This window comes from Candidatus Moraniibacteriota bacterium (assembly GCA_028688415.1).
Lineage (GTDB): Bacteria > Patescibacteriota > Minisyncoccia > Moranbacterales > UBA1568 > UBA1568.
In genome coordinates, this window is the sequence record JAQTYF010000001.1 from 812,555 (window position 1) to 830,681 (window position 18,127).

The 18,127-nt window shown below is 41.8% G+C and carries 16 protein-coding genes; 6 read left to right on the plus strand and 10 right to left on the minus strand.

Annotation, left to right across the window (positions count from 1 at the left end):
• Position 1: 1 nt before the first annotated feature.
• The 9 genes from PHH40_03945 to PHH40_03985 all read right to left on the minus strand — a co-directional run bounded on the left by PHH40_03945 (position 2) and on the right by PHH40_03985 (position 10,119).
• The gene (locus tag PHH40_03945; GenBank protein ID MDD2766880.1) at positions 2–1,396 is read right to left on the minus strand and encodes a sugar-transfer associated ATP-grasp domain-containing protein; all 1,395 of its coding nucleotides are present in this window, start codon (positions 1,394–1,396) and stop codon (positions 2–4) included.
• An 83-nt stretch (positions 1,397–1,479) separates the two neighbouring features.
• Complete coding sequence (locus PHH40_03950; GenBank protein MDD2766881.1) at positions 1,480–2,136, minus strand: 7TM domain-containing protein; 657 nt, start codon at positions 2,134–2,136, stop codon at positions 1,480–1,482.
• Positions 2,137–2,233: 97 nt separating this feature from the next.
• On the minus strand, positions 2,234–2,725 hold the full coding sequence (ruvC, locus tag PHH40_03955; protein MDD2766882.1) for a crossover junction endodeoxyribonuclease RuvC: 492 nt from the start codon (positions 2,723–2,725) through the stop codon (positions 2,234–2,236).
• A 38-nt stretch (positions 2,726–2,763) separates the two neighbouring features.
• Positions 2,764–3,486, minus strand: coding sequence for a YebC/PmpR family DNA-binding transcriptional regulator (locus PHH40_03960; GenBank protein ID MDD2766883.1), 723 nt, complete (start codon positions 3,484–3,486; stop codon positions 2,764–2,766).
• A gap of 85 nt (positions 3,487–3,571) precedes the next feature.
• Positions 3,572–4,117: a PH domain-containing protein gene (locus tag PHH40_03965; protein ID MDD2766884.1), complete on the minus strand. Its 546-nt coding sequence runs from the start codon at positions 4,115–4,117 to the stop codon at positions 3,572–3,574.
• A gap of 8 nt (positions 4,118–4,125) precedes the next feature.
• The gene (locus tag PHH40_03970) at positions 4,126–4,347 is read right to left on the minus strand and encodes a hypothetical protein (GenBank protein MDD2766885.1); all 222 of its coding nucleotides are present in this window, start codon (positions 4,345–4,347) and stop codon (positions 4,126–4,128) included.
• A gap of 79 nt (positions 4,348–4,426) precedes the next feature.
• Positions 4,427–5,440 carry a Holliday junction branch migration DNA helicase RuvB gene (ruvB, locus tag PHH40_03975; protein MDD2766886.1) on the minus strand — a complete coding sequence of 338 codons (1,014 nt, stop codon included), beginning with the start codon at positions 5,438–5,440 and terminating at the stop codon, positions 4,427–4,429.
• A gap of 393 nt (positions 5,441–5,833) precedes the next feature.
• On the minus strand, positions 5,834–8,857 hold the full coding sequence (locus PHH40_03980) for a type II/IV secretion system protein (protein MDD2766887.1): 3,024 nt from the start codon (positions 8,855–8,857) through the stop codon (positions 5,834–5,836).
• Between the two features lie 107 nt (positions 8,858–8,964).
• Positions 8,965–10,119, minus strand: a complete 1,155-nt coding sequence (locus PHH40_03985) for a hypothetical protein (GenBank protein MDD2766888.1) — start codon at positions 10,117–10,119, stop codon at positions 8,965–8,967.
• Positions 10,120–10,308: 189 nt separating this feature from the next.
• On the opposite strand from PHH40_03985, the gene tsaE reads away from it, so the two are divergent.
• From tsaE to holA, 5 genes are all read left to right on the plus strand, one after another.
• Complete coding sequence (gene tsaE / locus PHH40_03990; protein ID MDD2766889.1) at positions 10,309–10,749, plus strand: tRNA (adenosine(37)-N6)-threonylcarbamoyltransferase complex ATPase subunit type 1 TsaE; 441 nt, start codon at positions 10,309–10,311, stop codon at positions 10,747–10,749.
• Positions 10,750–11,242: 493 nt separating this feature from the next.
• Positions 11,243–13,894, plus strand: a complete 2,652-nt coding sequence (polA, locus tag PHH40_03995; protein MDD2766890.1) for a DNA polymerase I — start codon at positions 11,243–11,245, stop codon at positions 13,892–13,894.
• A 44-nt stretch (positions 13,895–13,938) separates the two neighbouring features.
• Entirely contained in the window at positions 13,939–14,790 is an 852-nt protein-coding gene (mutM, locus tag PHH40_04000; GenBank protein MDD2766891.1) for a DNA-formamidopyrimidine glycosylase, read from the plus strand.
• A gap of 19 nt (positions 14,791–14,809) precedes the next feature.
• Positions 14,810–15,922 (plus strand): DUF3048 domain-containing protein, encoded by a 1,113-nt coding sequence (locus PHH40_04005; protein MDD2766892.1) that lies wholly within the window; start codon positions 14,810–14,812, stop codon positions 15,920–15,922.
• A gap of 105 nt (positions 15,923–16,027) precedes the next feature.
• The gene (gene holA, locus PHH40_04010; GenBank protein MDD2766893.1) at positions 16,028–16,993 is read left to right on the plus strand and encodes a DNA polymerase III subunit delta; all 966 of its coding nucleotides are present in this window, start codon (positions 16,028–16,030) and stop codon (positions 16,991–16,993) included.
• A 47-nt stretch (positions 16,994–17,040) separates the two neighbouring features.
• Here holA and rpsT read toward each other — a convergent pair whose 3' ends face one another.
• Positions 17,041–17,313 carry a 30S ribosomal protein S20 gene (rpsT, locus tag PHH40_04015; protein ID MDD2766894.1) on the minus strand — a complete coding sequence of 91 codons (273 nt, stop codon included), beginning with the start codon at positions 17,311–17,313 and terminating at the stop codon, positions 17,041–17,043.
• 195 nt (positions 17,314–17,508) lie between these two features.
• Between rpsT and ruvA the strand changes: the two genes are divergently transcribed.
• On the plus strand, positions 17,509–18,123 hold the full coding sequence (gene ruvA / locus PHH40_04020) for a Holliday junction branch migration protein RuvA (protein MDD2766895.1): 615 nt from the start codon (positions 17,509–17,511) through the stop codon (positions 18,121–18,123).
• Positions 18,124–18,127 lie beyond the last annotated feature (4 nt).

An 18,127-nucleotide genomic window follows, 5' to 3' on the forward strand; every position in this document is an offset into this window, starting at 1 on the left:
ACTATTTGTTCACATCGATAAGAAACTTTTTCAAATGTTTTCGTCCTATAATAACAGGATATGCCAGATGTGATCGATCGATACACGAAACTTTGGCTGGAAAAGTCAAAGCATCAACAGTGAGAGATATGAGTATTGCTGGTCGATAAGAAATACCATGAGAAGATCGAATGAGCAGAGTGTCAGCGAGATCCGGAATAGAAGAGAAGAGTTTTTCACGTTCTTCTTTGGAAAGCTCAGTGAGAACATCTCTCCCCGCCACTTTTTCTTCGAATTTTTTTAAAACATCTTCGAATCCGAGTTGTTTCGCGAGTTCGATATCGATTGATGTCGAGTCGGCTCCAGTATCTATCTTTGCCTCCACTTCGATTTCCTTCCCATCTTTTCCTACGAGTTTTATTTTTTCGATACTTCCAATGACATGCTTACCAGAAATTTCCTCGATTTCCTCTTCGATCTCGCCACCAAAGAGATTTTTTCCTACCCGCACTCCTCGCTCGGTTGTTTTTATTTTGAGTCCAGAAATACGCTTGAGACGTTCCTTGAGACCGCTCAAATTTGCGAGCTGGATAGAGAGTCCCGGACGGGCATTGAGTTCGAGAATCACTGGACCACGATCACGATCGATAGCGACATCTGCTCCGAGAAAACCAAGCCCTGAGACTCTCTGAGCATCAACAGCCATACGAAGAATATTGTTCCAGTACGGAATTTTTATTCCAGAAAGAGCAAGGCGCGTTCCTGGAACGTATTCGATAATATGTCCTTTTCCCAAGATAGCACTGGTTGTTGTTCCGGTAGCGAGGTCAATGCCGACTCCGATGGCGCCTTGTTGAAGGTTGGCTTTGCCGTCTGAAGCACGCGTTGGGAGGCGGAGCATGGCCATTACAGGTATATTGTTGAAGATAATAATACGTATATCAGGAATGCCCTTGAAAGCATACGGCTTGAAGAGTTTGAGGAGCTTCAATCGTTCCTCAAAAAAAGCGACATCAGGAATATTGGAAAGAGAAAATGATCCATCAATAATATTGCGGATATGATTTTTGAGATCTTCTGCGGTTATTGTTGAGCCGTTCGCCTTGATCCAGACGAGCGGATTATTTTTTTTTCGGGCATAAACGACGACAATACCCTCTCCTCCGAAGCCACGATTCGGCTTGAGAGCAAAGCTATCAGGAAGGGATCTAAAATCGAAAGCATCAAGCTCCTCGTAATTTTTAATTTTTGCAATCAGCGTCGAAACACCAAGATTATTTTTTTGTAAAATGCGTTTACAAAGAAGTTTGCTATCCGCAATTTCCATACTTTTTCGACGATTGTAGGGTCGAATATAATCGAGATTACGGGCGTTCATACCAAGTAATCCACGATTTTTTTTGAAGAATTCAAGCATAGAACATGACAAGAAGAAAGAAAAATTCTTTTTCAAAAATAAAAAAATAAGAGAAAAATGTTTTTGTGCTCAGAATGCATTCTTTAGAGATAGCGAGCAATTTTTCGAAAACGAAGATATTCCGTAATACGAAGACCTGTCCATTTGCCGAGGGAAAAATTGATAACAAAAGTAAAAAGCACCACCCAAGGATATGCTAAAAGAAGATTGGCGAGGGTTTCCCAAGAAATAAGAAAATAGCCAATAACGGAAATAACAAGTGTTTCTGTTGCAAGAATGAAAGCTATCTTGCTCCCTTTTTCTATCTGAGTAGCAATGAACTTTTCAGCAAGAGTAATCATGATAAGGAGAGGGAAGATAGAAACCGATGCGAGACCGGTACGATGATACATCCCACCTATGACGAGTACCATAAGAATAGCAAGAGATACGATAGAGAGGGTGATGGCAACACGAGGAAGATAAAGAAGACGAAATCTTTTCAGTATGAAACGCGTAACCATTCCAACAAGAATGACGCTGACAAAAATAGCGATACCGTATTTAACTCCATTTGGATCAAACGCAATCAACGCAAAGGTGATAATGGAGGGGGTATAGATACCGAACGCTTTGATGCCGATTACCTGACGAAAAAAAGCGACAAGAGTGGCGACAAGGGGGAGCATAAGGAGAAGAAGAACCGTCTGAAGAGGGACTCCTTGTTCGACACAAAACTGTACGAGAGAATGATAGTGCATAAAAAAATTTTCAATTTTCAATTTTCAATTTCTAAACAATGATACGATTTTAGAATTTGTGCGTTGAAAATTATTAAAAAAAATGAGGAATGAGATATTAGGAATTCTTTATAGCTTCCATTTTACGGCGACTGGCATGACAGAGAGCAACAGCGAGCGCGTCAGCAACATCGTCTGGTTTTGGTATAGCAGCAAGTTTCAGAAGTGCTTTCACCATAAGCTGTACCTGCGCCTTTTCTGCGCGTCCATAATTCGTCAAAGCTTGTTTGATTTCGAGGGGGGTGTAGTCAGAAATAGTAACACATAAATTCTCCAATGTCAATACGATACAGCCACGAGCTTGAGCGACAGGAATGACTGTTTTTTGATTTTTGAAGAAAAAAAGTTCTTCAATACCTGCTTCCTCCGGATGATATTCATTGACAATATCGGTAAGGTTACGAGAAATCTCGAGAAGTCGTTTGGAAAGAGGAAGATCTTTGGAAGTAGTGATGTGGCCATAAGCAACAGCAGTCGTTTTATTCCCTAGTACATCGATGACCCCCCAGCCGACAATGGCGGTACCTGGATCAATGCCGAGTATTCTCATAGTGCCTGTGTTTTATAAAAAAAGAGAATGTCGTCAAATTAACAAGCGTTGTTCCAGACTCGCTGTACGTCTTGATGATCCTCGAGCGTTTCGAGGAGTTTTTCGAGCGAAGAAGTATCGGTATCGCTTGGCGTTGCTGTTTGAAGCGGTATATAACCGAGCTCAGCACTTTCACAGACGATGGAGCGAGTACGAAAATATTCTTCGACAGACTGGAGTTTATCAACAGCAGTTACGACAACAAACACTCCATCTTCAACAAAGAAATCATCAGCTCCAGATTCGAGAGTCTCTAGCTCGAGAGTCTCCACAGAATATTTTTCGAGAAGAAAAGTGATGAGTCCCGTTCTACGAAAGAGAAAACTCACCGCACCAGCGGCGACAAACTTTCCATTTCCTTTTGTCAGCAGTGATTTTATTTCGCTTACCGTACGATTTCTATTGTCAGTCGCTGTCTCAATAATAAGTGCAACTTGACCAGGTCCATATCCTTCGTACAAAATTTCTTCAATTTGTGCGCCATCTTTGGACTCACCAGTCCCAACCTTGATTGCTCTATCGATATTTTCTTTTGGCATGTTGACGCTTTTTGCTTGGTCAATAGCCAGCCGAAGTTTAAAATTCATATCTGGATTTCCACTTCCGCCTTCGCGAGCAGCGATAGTGATGAGTCTTCCATATTTTGTGAAAACAATTCCTCTTTTGGCATCATTGATACCTTTCTGATGTTTGTGAGTCGCCCAGTGTGAATGTCCTGACATAGAGTAAAAATAAAAAAGAAATAAAAAACAAAAGACAATCCATTCTATCAACTTTGTGAAAAAAATCAACCTCTGAAAGAATTGTTTAGTGGAGACCGCTCGAGCGTGTATGCTCAGTTCTTTTCATGATAATATCCTTGATTTTGTAGGGATCAGGGACCATTCGAAACATGAATCGTTCTTGTTCTGCTGCGGTTTGTATAGAAACATCACCAAAATTGAGTATAGTCGGGAGTATGCCGTCGACACTTGTCGTCACATCTTGAATGTTACGAAAATTGAGCTCACTGATATGTCTATCAAAGAGACCTCGTTGTTCTATGTTGACGATACGTTCATTGGTGATGATCCAGGTATCAAAATAATAATCAATCCAGGTGAGAAATCCGAAAAGCCAAATAAACAGAAAAAAAGTGTTTTCAAGAAAGAGAAAAAGTTGTTTTTGAGATATGTTGAGAAAATCAGGAAAAAGAAAAAAAAGAAAAATAAAACCAGAAAGAAGGAGAGAAGAAAAGAAGAGAATAAAAATAAAACGAGAGAGAATATCGAACCAATGACGATGAATGATTTCGACTACTTCCTCGCCATCTCTTTGCCCAGTGAAATGAAAACGATGAAATGCATGTATCATAAGAATTTTTAGAAAGAAAGGTTTGGGATCAATTGATCAAAAGGAAGCGAGAGAAAAAGAAGAAAATTCGTTATCAAAAGAAGAGTGAAAACCGAGAGAAATAATGTGATACCAAAAACAGCATAATTTTTTTTAAGAGAATAGCGAAAAATATGAAAGACAACAAAGAGTCCCATGAGTATATAACTGAAGAAGAGTACTATGTAAATGGCACTGAGAATTTGTGACATAATTTGAAGAAAAAAAACAACTCCGAACACTTTCTATAGTATCACTAGACACTCAAAAAGAAAATATGTTTTTTATTCTTTAGAGTAATTTATCCTGTTGATTCTTCGGAATCGGTATATGAAGATGCTCGTAGCCTTCGGGGGTGACGACTCGACCACGAGGAGTGCGTGCGAGAAAACCGAGTTGCAAGAGATAGGGTTCGACGACATCCTCAATCGTTTGCATTTCTTCTCCAGTAACAGATGCGACTGCTTGAAGTCCGGCTGGACCACCTTTGAATTTTGTGATGAGTGTTTCGAGAATATGACGATCAGTCGGCTCAAGTCCGAGATGGTCTATTTCATAGATAGCAAGAGCTTCATGTGCTACCGCTCCCGTGATAGTATCGAGATCTTTGGTTTGAGCATAATCACGGACACGCTTCAGGATACGATTGGCAACACGGGGGGTCTGGCGACTCGAAACAGCTATTTTTTTGGCGCCTTCAGCATCAAGCCCGATACTTAAAATACCAGACGAACGCCTGACAATCTTTTCGATTTCCTCAGGAGTATAGAATTCGAGACGGTGCGTCGATCCAAAACGATTGCGGAGAGGAGCTGAGAGAGAGCCGAGCCGAGTGGTTGCTCCAATAAGTGTGAAGCGGGGGAGATCGAGTTGAATAGTACGCGCCGAGGGTCCTTTGCCAATAATAATATCGAGTTTATAGTCTTCCATAGCGGGATAGAGCACCTCCTCAATCATTTTGTTGAGACGATGAATTTCATCAATAAAAAGAACGTCTCCATCGTCGAGATTCGTAAGAATAGATCCGAGATCTCCTACTTTTTCAATCGCTGGACCAGAAGTTACCTTGATATTCACGTTCATCTCTTTGGCGATGATATGAGCGAGAGTTGTTTTTCCGAGTCCCGGAGGACCATACAGGAGTACGTGATCAATACGTTCCTCTCGTTTTTTTGCAGCCTGAATAAATATGTCTAGGTGACGTTTGATTTTTTCTTGACCAACATATTCTGAAAAATGCTGCGGACGAAGAGTGGCGTCGAAGTTTTGTTCATCGGCGAGTGTCGGATCAGAAAGGATATTCATAGAGTATAATAAGGCTTTATATAAGGAAAAAGTAGTCTTTTCTATAAAAACAGTATAACACATGTTGACAAAAGAATAAAGCTATGCTATTATGATTTTTCGCTTAATAAAAAAATATTGTATTTCTCGGTTCAAGAAGTTCCGTGCTTTGTACGTGACATTTTGATCGGGACTGTTTCATCTGTAGACAATTGGGGATTACTATCTTTTGTCCTCAATCGCGGAACTGTTTGTCCAGATTTGGGTAGGGTGGTCTCGGCTGCGCTATACCTCGACACTTTTCTTTTCCTCAGGCTCCTATGCCAGAGGTTTGTCTACAGTTTAAACAGGTTTTATGAAGCGAACGAAAAAAGAGACTCCAGCGAAAGAGTCTCTTTTTTATTGCCAAAAATATTAGATATCGGTGACACGTTGTACTTCTTCGAGAGTCGTTTTGCCTTCAAGAACAGAGAGAATACCATCTTGAGCAAGAGTGATCATGCCGAGACTGATCGCTTTTTCTTCTATCTCACTTGTGAGAGCTCCTCTCGCAATGAGTTCAGAAATTTCTTTTTCAATGAAGAGTGTCTCTGCAATCACTATTTGTCCTAAGAAACCGGTGCCACCACAAGATTCACATCCTTTTGTTTTAGGAAGAACAGTGTTTTTTAGAAGAGTTTCTTTTTCTTCAGATGCAGGGAGAGATGCGAGAGTTTCTCTTATAATACGTTGTTCTTCTTCTGTGCCAACCGAAGATTCTTTGCATTTTTGACAAATTCTTCGTACGAGACGTTGTGCTATAAAGAGATTGCCCGTATTGGCAATATCATCATTACTGACACCCATCGCTGACAATCGTGATACAGCGCCTGATGCTGAATTGGCATGGAGCGTAGAGAGGACGAGATGACCAGTACTCGCTGCCTGGACTGCTATCTGAGCAGTCTCATCATCACGGATTTCTCCTACCATCAAAATATTTGGGTTTTGACGCATCAGCGAACGAAGGGCTGTCGCAAAGGTATACCCCTCGCTTTCCTTGGTTTGAGTTTGGAGGATACCAGGCATCTGATATTCGATAGGGTCTTCGACGGTAATAATCTTCACTTCTGGTGTATTGAGTTTTGCGAGGATGCTGTAGAGAGTAGTTGTTTTTCCAGAGCCCGTTGGTCCTGTGCTCAAAATAACGCCATGTGATTTATTCATCGCCTTGTGGATGGTGTCGAGGTTTTGCTTTCGGATATGAAGTGTATCGAGATCGAGTTTTACCATAGACTGGTTGAGTATACGCATCACAATGGTTTCGCCGAAACCTCCGAGAATGATAGACAAACGAATGTCAATTGTTTCTTTCTTCCCACCTTCTTTCTCCAGAGTGAGCGAGAAACGACCATCGACGGTTCCTGATCGTTCTCCTGATTTGAGTCCTGCCGCGAGTTTGATTTCTGCGACGAACGTCGGATATTCACTGAGAGGGATGCGGGCTGCTGTCTGGAGAATTCCGTCGATACGAAAACGAATATCAACAAATTCACCCACAGGTTCGATATGGATATCTCCAGCGTGGAAGAAGAGTGCTCCAGCAAAAAGAGAAGGAAAAAAGAGTCGTGAATCGAGCGTAGAGAGATAGCGTGAAAAATTTTCGAGCGAAGAAATATATTGTTTTGTCTCAACAAAAATTTGTTCTGAAATATGAGTAGAACGAGAAAGTTCGCTTGGCATTAATTCTGTATAGATAGCACGAAGCGATTCTGTTTGATCAGCGACACGCCATACTTCATCGAGTGTCGTGATGCCATCGAGTGCCTTGAGTATACCGTCTTGTGTCATGGTAATCATACCATTCTCGAGAGCGACACGGAGGATTTCTTGTTCTGTTCCCATATCATTGACTGCTTGGATAATCTCCTGTGTCATCGTCAATACTTCAAAAATACCGACACGCCCATGGTATCCGGTAAGATGACATTTGGCACAACCGACTGATTTGTAGAGAGTTTTGACTTCTTTGGGGAGCGAGAGCTTTGCTTTTGGTGAAATGATGGTGATAAGTTTGAGAATAGAATCAATTGTTTCTTGGGCTGGTACATAAGCTTCTTTACAGTGCTCACAAAGCACCCTCACGAGACGTTGAGCGATAATAGCATTGACAGCGGAAGCGAGGAGAGAAGGTTTTACTCCGAGTTCCATAAAACGAGGAATAGACGCTGCTGCGCTGTTGGAATGAAGGGTGGAAAATACAAGATGTCCAGTGAGTGCCGCATTGATCGTGATATCAGCGGTCTCATCATCACGGATTTCCCCAACGAGAATAATATCAGGATCCTGACGGACAATCGCTCTGAGCGCAGTCGCAAAGGTGTATTCTTTATTTTTGGACACTTCGGTCTGTACAACACCAGGAAGAGTATATTCGATCGGATCTTCGATAGTGATTACTTTGGTATCTGGCTGGTTGATGTGGTTTAAGAGTGTGTAGAGCGTTGTTGTTTTTCCAGAACCCGTTGGTCCAGTGTTCAAAATGAGTCCGTTTGGTTTCGTGATTTGTTTCGTGATTTCCTCGTAAGCTAACCCGCGAAACCCAAGCAACGTAACATCGACAACAACATCCTCTCCAGAGAGAAGACGCATATTGATATTCTCACCGTATTTTCCTGGGATACTGTTGACACGAACGTCAATGCGTTTTTCTTCGAGTGTGATGAAAAAATGACCATCTTGAGCCTCTTTTCTGACATTGAGACGCATCTTTCCGAGCATTTTGATACGAGAGAGTATGAGATGGTATCGTTCAGACGGGATATTACCTATTTCTTGTAAAACACCATCGATACGATATCGAAGTCGGACAGCATCTTCTGCGGGTTCGAGATGGATATCGCTTGCGCCGAGTTTACGAGCACCTGCCAGAATGATTTCCATCGATCGAGAAGTATTCGCTGTCACATTTTCTTTGAGAGAAATAAGGTCTCCGAAATCTTTTTCAAATTTCTCGAGGTCCGCATCATCGAGAGAAACTCGGACAAGATTGAACGTATCGATGAATGTGCGTTTAGTATAACTGTTCCAAGCACGGTCGAGTGATGGTTGTGAAGCGATGAAAACCTGACCTTTCCATCCGTGTGAAGTACAGAGATCTTTGATGTATTGGAGTGTTTCTCTTTCATTCGGATTGAGAATAGCAAAATAAGCTTGTATATTTTTTTTATTGAAGAGTACAAAACGATATTTTTTTGCTTCTTCTTCTGGAACAAGAAGAACATCTTCGGTGCTGACAGGAAAAACATGGAGATCGATATAAGCAAGTCCGCTTTTATTCGCCAGAAGAGACGCTTGTTCTTCAATAGACACTTCCCGCATTTTCTGGAGTATTTTTTCAGACTGGATATCTTTTTCATCTGAGTGTGAGGATGAATTTCCTTGGATAACCGTTGTCATATTTTTTTATTTCAAAGTATTTGTTTTTCCATTATACCGCACAAAGAGCGTGAAAAGCAAAAAAAGCCCCTCTCAATAAAAGGAGCTTTTTTCTTTGCGAGAATTTTTTAGAAGGTTTCTTTCGCGACGGATTTTTGTTGGAGTCGACTGATTATGATTCTCTCTGCTTCGTCTACTGTGTTCGCAGGAAGCACAAAAGAAAACGTATCACCATGAAGTTCTCCTTCTTTGAAACATTCTGCAAAAAATGAGAGTGTTTCATTGCCGTTTCCTTTGACAATGCCACGAACGAGTCCATTCGTTTCGAGAGAAAGAATCATATAGAAACGTGCCGAAGAATAATTTCCTTTGATTTTCTCCAAAACAAGAGGGAGGTCTTCGATGCGAGCTCTCGTCTGGACGAGATCTTCGATGGTGATGAATGCCCAAATAAGTTTGAGTTCTTCGTCCCATTTGGATTGTGACATGACGCGTCCCCAGAGTTTGAGAAGGTGAAGTGGTTGTGTCTTATAAAGAGCTCGGATAATTTTTTGTTGATCAGCACCTTTGTCCATGAGATGAGAAGCTATTTTGAGAGCCTTCGGAGTTGTGTTACGTTTCTGGAAACTATCAGTTGCAGTGATGATGCCCGTGAGTAGGCTTTCACCAACAGTTTCTGTAAAGAGCAGTTTATTGTCTTCGCCAAGTGTTTCCGCGAGAATTTCCGCATTGGAAGAAGCGGTAATATCAACGAGATTGATTTGTCCAAAAAGTTCGTTTTCTGGGTGATTATCGATGTTGATAAGAGGAATCTCATAAAAAATATCAGGATTTTCCTCGTAGATTTTCCCTAGGTGTTCTTTGTCTGGACTTCCTATGATGATAGCGAGATCGAATTTGAACTTTGCAGGAATGAAAGAGAAATCTCGTGGATCGATTGAGCCATTCTCTGGTGTAAGAAAAACACGTACCTCAGTGTCGCTTTTTTCTGTTCGCACTCCAAGTATTTTGTTTCGAGTGGTATCAAACGTCAGAACAAAATCTCTTGCTCCTGTGATAGAAGTAATAATCGTTTCTGGCTGAACAAGGAATGATAATTCGTTTTGTTTGATATCAATATGTTCGCTTGCAATCGTCACGCTTTTCCCGCTGTTTTTAAGAAACAACGCGAGAGCAAAAGCGCTGGCTATGGCATCGCGAGTCGGGTATGCAGAAAGAAGAATGAGAGGATCGGTGGTTTTTCTCAAAAGATCATGAAATTGTTGAGAGAGAGTGAGGGACATATGAACAAATATCTAATACCTAATGTAGAATGAAGAACTTTCTTAAAAGGAAAGTACATGATCAAAATTGATGAATATACAACAAAGATGATAGTCCACCGTAGCAAAGAAAAAGGGCACTGTCAAACCAGGCTCTGGAAAGAGTGGTTATTCGTCAAACTCTCATTTTTACGCTAAAATAAAGAATATATGGAACAACACATCATCACTCATTCTGCTCTCGAAACAAGCGCTTTCGGACAGAAATTTTCAGAGGAAATAGCCGGAGGGACACTTATTTGTCTCCGGGGTGATTTGGGCGCGGGCAAGACGACGTTCACACAGGGCTTGCTTTTGGGACTCGGAGCAGAGCGACCATTCGTGAGCCCGACGTTTGTCATTATGAAGCAGTACAATCTCTCGAGGCCTGTAAACGGTATCGAGCGCGTGTATCATGTCGATGCCTATCGTGTGAAAAGCCAGGACTTCACAACTATTGGTTTCGAAGAATGGCTCGAAGATACGAAAGGCATCGTCATTCTCGAATGGCCCGAGCGTGTCGAGACGCTTCTTCCGTCCAAGAGAATAGAAATACATTTCAAAAGTATCAGTGAAAACGAACGGGAAATAAGCATTGTTTTGCTCGCATAAAAACTTCTCAAAAAGTATCGATAAAAAAGAGAAGAGAAAATGTAAAAGGCTTTCGGTGTAAATCGAAAGCCTTTGTTGGTAGGAGTCTTTGCTCCTTATGTCTGCCCCCTACACTCTTTCGTGTTCATAGAGGCATGAGCGTTAATACGATCTGAAAGACAATGATCACTATGAATGCGACTATGACTCCTGTAGCCGCTTTTTTGAAAGTTGCAGCATCTGTATACATTTTCTTCTCTCCTTGAGAAAGTATCCGTGTATGCCTCGGATAGAAGGCGTGGGCGAACAGAATGTTTCCCTGGGAGAGTCACCGCTCCGATGCACCTACCAGGAAATCATTGAATATATATATATTATACGCCTTACTCCATCTTTTGTCAAGTGTAAAAAGAATATAAATGCTTTAATAAGGCCATTTAATAAGTACTTTTTTCTTTCAAAAGAAGAGAAAAAACCGCTTCGAATATCAGCTTCTTTAGTGTATACTGAAACTATGGACAAAAAATGCAAAACTATTGTGCTTATCGATGGGAACGCACTCATCCATCGGGCGTATCACGCTCTCCCACCACTGACCTCCAAGTCAGGGGAACTTGTGAATGCCGTGTATGGATTTACACTGACGCTTTTGTCGGTGCTTGAGAAATTTCACCCCGAATATATCGCGGCGTCTTTTGATCTGGCTGGGCCGACATTTCGTCACGAGAAATCCGCCGACTACAAAGCGACACGCGTGAAAGCCCCAGACGATCTCTACGCGCAGATTCCACGTGTGAAGGAAATGACGCGAGCATTCAATATTCCGATCTATGAACTCGCAGGATTCGAAGCGGATGATTGCATCGGAACACTCGCTCGTCAGGCAGAAGCAGAAAATGTCCGAGTGATTATCGTGACAGGGGACAGTGATGAGCTCCAGCTCGTCACACCGCTTGTGAATGTATTCATGCTTCGTAAAGGGATCAAGGACATCGTGCTCTATGATGAAAAAGCAGTTATGGAAAAATATGGTTTCGGAGCAAAACAGCTTCCAGACTATAAAGGACTCGCAGGTGATTCATCAGATAATATTTCTGGAGTGGCAGGTATTGGTGCCAAGACAGCAACTGACCTCCTTCAAAAATTTGGGAGTGTAGAAAACATCTATGCACATCTCGAAGAAGTAAAAGACTCGGTACGAAAAAAATTGGAAGTCGATCGCGAGAGCGCTTTTCTTTCCAAAGAACTCGGAACAATTGACATACACGCTCCGATCACACTTGATCTGTCTGCCTGTGTGACCAAAGACTTTGATCGGAATGTTGTTTCAGAACTCTTACGAGAACTCGGATTTTTTAGTTTGATCAAGAGAATATCTGGTACAGAAGAAGTAGACGACAAAAACAACCCTTCGACTACGCTCAGGGCAGGCAAGAAAATAAAAGTTCAGAAAATATCTACGAAAGAAGAATTGGAAAAGTTTTTAGGAAAGACGAAAGAGGTTTCGGTGTACGTCAAGCAAGGAGAAGGGACACTTTTTGGTGTGGGTATCGACACGATACATATTGCTTTAGATGAGCTATCTGAAGCAGTGGTCTTTTGGAACGAAGAAACAAAAATTTTCTTGCAAACATTTCTCGAAGATGAAACGCGAAAAAAAATAGTGTACGATGGAAAACATCTCATGCATCTCCTCAAGAAAGAACACATACTTTTTCGTGGCATGACATCAGATATTATGCTCTCGGCCTATCTCCTCCGATCTGGTGGTAATGTCGATTTGTCTCACATTGTTTTGGAAGAATTTGGCGAAGAAGAAATCCTTTTTCCAGCACAGAAAATTCTTTTGTTACAGAAAATGTTCCAGACACGCATAGATGAAGTAAGTGCGACTCAGACAGAAGGAAAAACACTACGAACCGTATTGGAACAGATTGAACTCCCTCTTATCCCGATACTGTATGCGATGGAGGCGGAAGGTATTATTCTTAACACAGAAAAGTTTCAGACGCTTTCTCTCGAACTCACCAAAGAACTCGGTGTGTTGGAGAGAGATATCTACACACTCTCTGGTCGTGAATTTAATATCAATTCTCCGAAACAGCTCTCAGTCATTCTGTTCGAAGATCTCCACATACCAACGACCAATATCAAAAAAACAAAAACAGGGATATCAACTGCTTCCCCAGAACTGCAAAAATTGCAGGAGTACCCCATCATTCAAAAAATAGAAAATTATCGAGAATTGTTCAAACTGAAAACCACCTATCTCGATGCACTCCCACTCCTGGTAGACAACCATTCTCGACTGCATACAACGTTCTATCAGACAGTCGCTGCGACTGGACGACTTTCTTCTGCTGATCCGAACGTGCAGAATATCCCTGCCCGCAACGCAACGCGACACGATGCAGGCGGGCCTGCCCGAAATTGGGGAACACTCGTGCGAGGAGCTTTCGAGCCAGGGAGAGGATATGTGTTTGTGGGAGCCGACTACTCTCAAGTCGAACTCCGTGTGATGGCACATCTGAGCGGGGACGAATCTCTCACTTCATCATTTCAAAAGAACGAAGACGTCCATACGAGGACAGCGAGCGTAGTATTCAAAGTGAAGCCGGAAGAAGTGACTCCTGATATGCGTCGTCAGGCCAAAGTGTTCAATTTTGGAATTATGTACGGTATGGGAGCCTATGGTCTCGCTCAGTCTGCCAAGATCGATCAGAAAACAGCAGGAGAATTTATCAAAGCATATTTTGAAAAGTTTGCTGGAGTGGCACAGTATATTGAAACAATGAAAGAAAATGCTCGAGAGCGAGGATTTGTCGAAACGGAGCTCGGGAGACGTCGCTATACACCAGAAATCACGAGTAGTAACGTGCAAGTGGCACGAGCGGCGGAACGGATGGCGATCAATATGCCAGTGCAGGGACTCGCAGCCGACATCATGAAACTCGCGATGATCGCTGTAACGCGACGTATCGAAACGGATTTCAGAAACAGCGTGAAGATAGTGCTCCAGGTACATGACGAACTTATCTGTGAAGTGAAAGAAGATCAAGCACAAGCATTTGCAGACGCTATCAAAGAAACGATGGAGCAAGCATATCCTCTCAGCGTCCCCCTTACCGTCGAAACAGCTATCGGAAAAAATTGGGGAGAGATATAAAAACTCTTTGTCACTATCAGAAAAATGAGAACCGAAAAAACATCATGCCAGAATTACCAGAAGTGCAGACGGTTGTTTCTCAGGTAGGAGAGAAATTGACGGGAAAGAAAATAATGACCGTGTGGAGTGATTGGCAGAAACGCACCCTCCCTTCTTTTGAATTGTTTGCCAAACGAGTACAAAGAACAGTCATTCTTGGGACGCGACGTTTCGGAAAACATATCGTGATTGATCTCGACAACATGTACTCAATCGTGATTCATCTCAAAATGACCGGACACCTCCTCATCAAGAATGATGCGAATAGAATGTCGGATGCGTTTATAAAAGACCCGATGAACGGATATATCCATCACTGTATTGGTTTTTCTGACGGCACGACACTCGAGTTTTCTGATATGCGTAAATTCGGCTGGATGAAGGTGTTGGAAACGGATGAAGTAGAGAATTTGCCAAGCATTCTCTCTCTTGGTGTCGATGCAATTTCGAAACAATTCACAACAGACTTCTTTCAGAAGCTCATCGTGAAGAGAGAGAAAAAATCTATAGGAGCACTCCTTCTTGAACAAAACTTGATAGCAGGTATTGGTAATATTTATCGAAGCGAAGCGTTGTTTCTCGCAGGTGTCCTCCCGACACGCCTCCTTGGCACGCTCTCGATCGAAGAACAGCATCGTAGTGTTGTATCGGTAAAAAAAGTATTGAAGCAAGCGCTCCAGTTGCGAGGAATGAGTGATGGCGATTTCAGAGACACTGATGGCCTCGAGGGACAATTTCAGAAAACGAGACATGTCTATGGACGAACTGATGAACCCTGTAAAAAATGTGGTACAATAATAGTACGAAAAAAAATTGGACAACGAAGTATTTTTTATTGTCCGAAATGTCAACGATAATTTGTTTTAAGTATTCTCTATGGAAAAAAAGCAAAAGATGATCATTGCACTTTGTGCGCTCGTACTTGTTTTGGTCGGAGCGTATTTTGTTTCCAAAAACAAAATAAAACCACAACCGATAGAACTCAATAATAAAAACCAGTCTTTACCGGCTGTTTCGACAACCCCTCTCAATGATGGAAATGTCAGTCCTCTCTCAGGTCTTTCTTGTGACAACTGGAACAAACGATCCTTTGCAGTGATGCAACCAGCCGATGTCTCTGCACGACCTCTCGCGGGTCTTTCTCAGGCAGATATGGTCATTGAAATGTCAGCAGTCTATGGCAGTATTACTCGTTTGATGGGCGTTTATGGTTGTACAATACCAGAAGAAGTCGGATCACTTCGGAGTGCTCGACATGACTTTGTTCATCTCGCAAAGAGTTTTGATTCTATTTATGTCCATTGGGGAAGAGCAGACATCGAGCAATTCAAGGAGATTCTCGGGAGCGGTATCATCGATGATATGAATTGCAACAACGATGCAGGACAGTCTGCAGGTCAGTATTGTTTCCGCAAAACAGCAATAGGAAATATGCGTGGTGTCGACACAGGATATGCCAAGTTTGCGAGTCTTCTCGAAGGGGCGAAAAATTTTGGATACAGAATGGAAAATAAATTTCTCGGATATCCTCATCAAGCGGAAGTGTCTCTCGAAGAGCGTCCGACGGGAGGAAATCTCCGTGTTGCCTATGCGAAACCGTTCGATGCTGAATATGATTATGACAAAACGACCAATACATTTGTTCGTACATGGGGAGGAATAGTCGATACCGATAGAAATACGGCACAGAAAATAGCTCCGAAGAACGTCGTGGTGATGATTGCTGATGCTGCTCCGATCAAAGTGGGCGAACAATATGTCAATGTGCAGATCGGTGACCCATGGTTTGATCAATCAGATTCAGGAAGCATGTTTTACTATATGAATGGAAAGCAATATCGTGGCACATGGAAGAAGGACAAGGGGAATATCGAAAGTAAACTCCTCTTCATTGATGAGTCAGGACAAGAAGTCAAATTCATTCCAGGACAGATATGGGTAGATATTATTGATCCAGGACAGGCATTGAAGTGGCAACCAGGCCAATAAACAGCTAACAAGAAGCAACGAACAAAAAAGCGGGCACGTGCTCGCTTTTTACTTAGCGTGTATAATGGAGTCATCGCCTGTTTTTAGTTAATTGCTATTTGCTTTATGATTTTTTTTGTACACGGTGAAGACGACTTCTTGGTTAACAAGCGTCGAGGTATTTTACAAAAATCTTTTTTGGAACATTCCCCAGAAGGAGAACTTTTTGTTTTTGATTTTGAAGATCAGGGAACAATGGATGCTGTAAAAAAAAGCGTATCCTCGTGTGCTTCTGGGTTATTTTCTTCAAAAAAAATGATTGTTTTTCTTCATCCATTCCAACTCGAAGAAGGGGCAGAACATTTCTTTTTGGATTTTCTTCAGGCGTTCGTTGTGAAGAACGAAAAAGATACAACACTTCTTTTTGTCGAGCCAGGAAAAATAAAAAAAACGAATACTCTCGTAAAGTTTCTTTTGAAACATCGCGATACAGAGGAAGTTTTTACAAAGCCTGAGGCGAGAAATATGAATGAATATATCAAGACGCGACTCTCTTCTCTTGATGCCAAGGCACAATTTTCCCGAGAAGCACTTTCTCTCTTTATTGTATTCCTCGGCAACAACACTGCCCGAATCGAAACAGAACTCGAGAAGCTTTCGACATTCAAACCAGGGGGCATATTCGAGAAAGAAGACGTGTTGTTGTTAGTTGGGAGTATGGCTGAAAATGTCATTTTTGAGGCTCTCGATGCTCTAGCACAAGGGAATAGACAGAAGGCTCTTGTTCTTTTTCGACAAGAATTAGTGGGATCGGAAGGTGTGTATCCCCTTCTTGGTCTCTGTGCATGGCAAGTGAGACGATTCCTTTTGGTGAGAGAGTTGTACGATCGAGGGATGAGTCAGCCAGCTCTTATCGCAACACAGATAAAAGTACCACCTTTTGTTGTTCAAAAGATACTCGGTGTTGTGAAACATTTTCCGATGACACGAATCAAAAAAGGACTCATGCTTCTTTCGGATTTTGATACCGCTCTCAAACAAGGAACGCTCGATCCCTTGGTAGCTCTTGATTTGTTTGTGTGGAAATTTTGAAAAAAGAAAAAAAGACCCAAGAGAGGGTCTTTTTTAGAGAAGAGGTATTATGCCTTGACAGCAATTTTTTTTACCAATGTATTGAGACGAGATTTCTTTCGAGCAGCAGTATTTTTCTTGATAACCTTCTTTTGAGCCGCTTTATCGAGAGCCTTGATAGCTTCTTTGAGATTCTTTTGTGCGACATCGAGCGTACCAGCCGTGACTGCTTCACGAGTTTTTTTGATAGCACTTTTTACGACACCATTCACTATTTTGTTGCGAACCGTTTTTTTCTCGGTAACGCGCATATACTTTTTGGCTGATTTCTTGATCGGCATAATATTTGATCGATTGGTAACAATCGTTTATATGGGTTATTTCTCACGCACACAGTACAATGAAGATGTATCCTTTTTAACACGCTTTTGTTCTTTTGGCAAGCCGTCTCTCTTATGAAGAGAAAAGGGGAATATGCTACAATACACCAATAAGAGAGAAAAGGTTTTCCAATATGTTTTATTTACACTGTGCGTATGATTGCTCAAATCGAAGGAAAAATCGTCGGTATCAAAGGAAATGCGGTTATTGTGAGGGTGGGTGGTCTTGGCTACTTGGTTTCTGTTTCTGCTTATACGCTTGGTAAGGTGGCTGGAAAGGAAGAAGAAATACTTTTTTATATCCATACGCATGTGAGAGAAGACCAACTTGCTTTGTATGGATTTCTTCAGGAAGAAGAGTTGATTATGTTTGAACTGCTTATTTCTATTTCTGGCATTGGTCCCAAGGTCGCACTTTCTATACTTTCCATAGCAGATGTCAATACTATCTGTACAGCGATTGTCAACAAGGATCCGAGTATTCTCACGCGCGTGTCAGGTGTGGGAAAAAAGACAGCTGAGCGCGTCATTATAGAATTACAAAATAAAGTAGACGGTCTTGGCGGAAGCGATCACACAGGAACACTGATTGATCAGGATGCTATGGAGGCTCTTGTATCACTTGGATATTCTGTCGCAGAGGCACGTGAAGCTCTCAAGCTCGTTTCTTCTGACGTGAAAGATGTGAGTGACCGTATTCGTCAGGCACTCAAAAATCTTGGAAAAGATTCGTCTGATAAGAATCAGAAAAGTAATCGTGTAAAAAAATAAATCA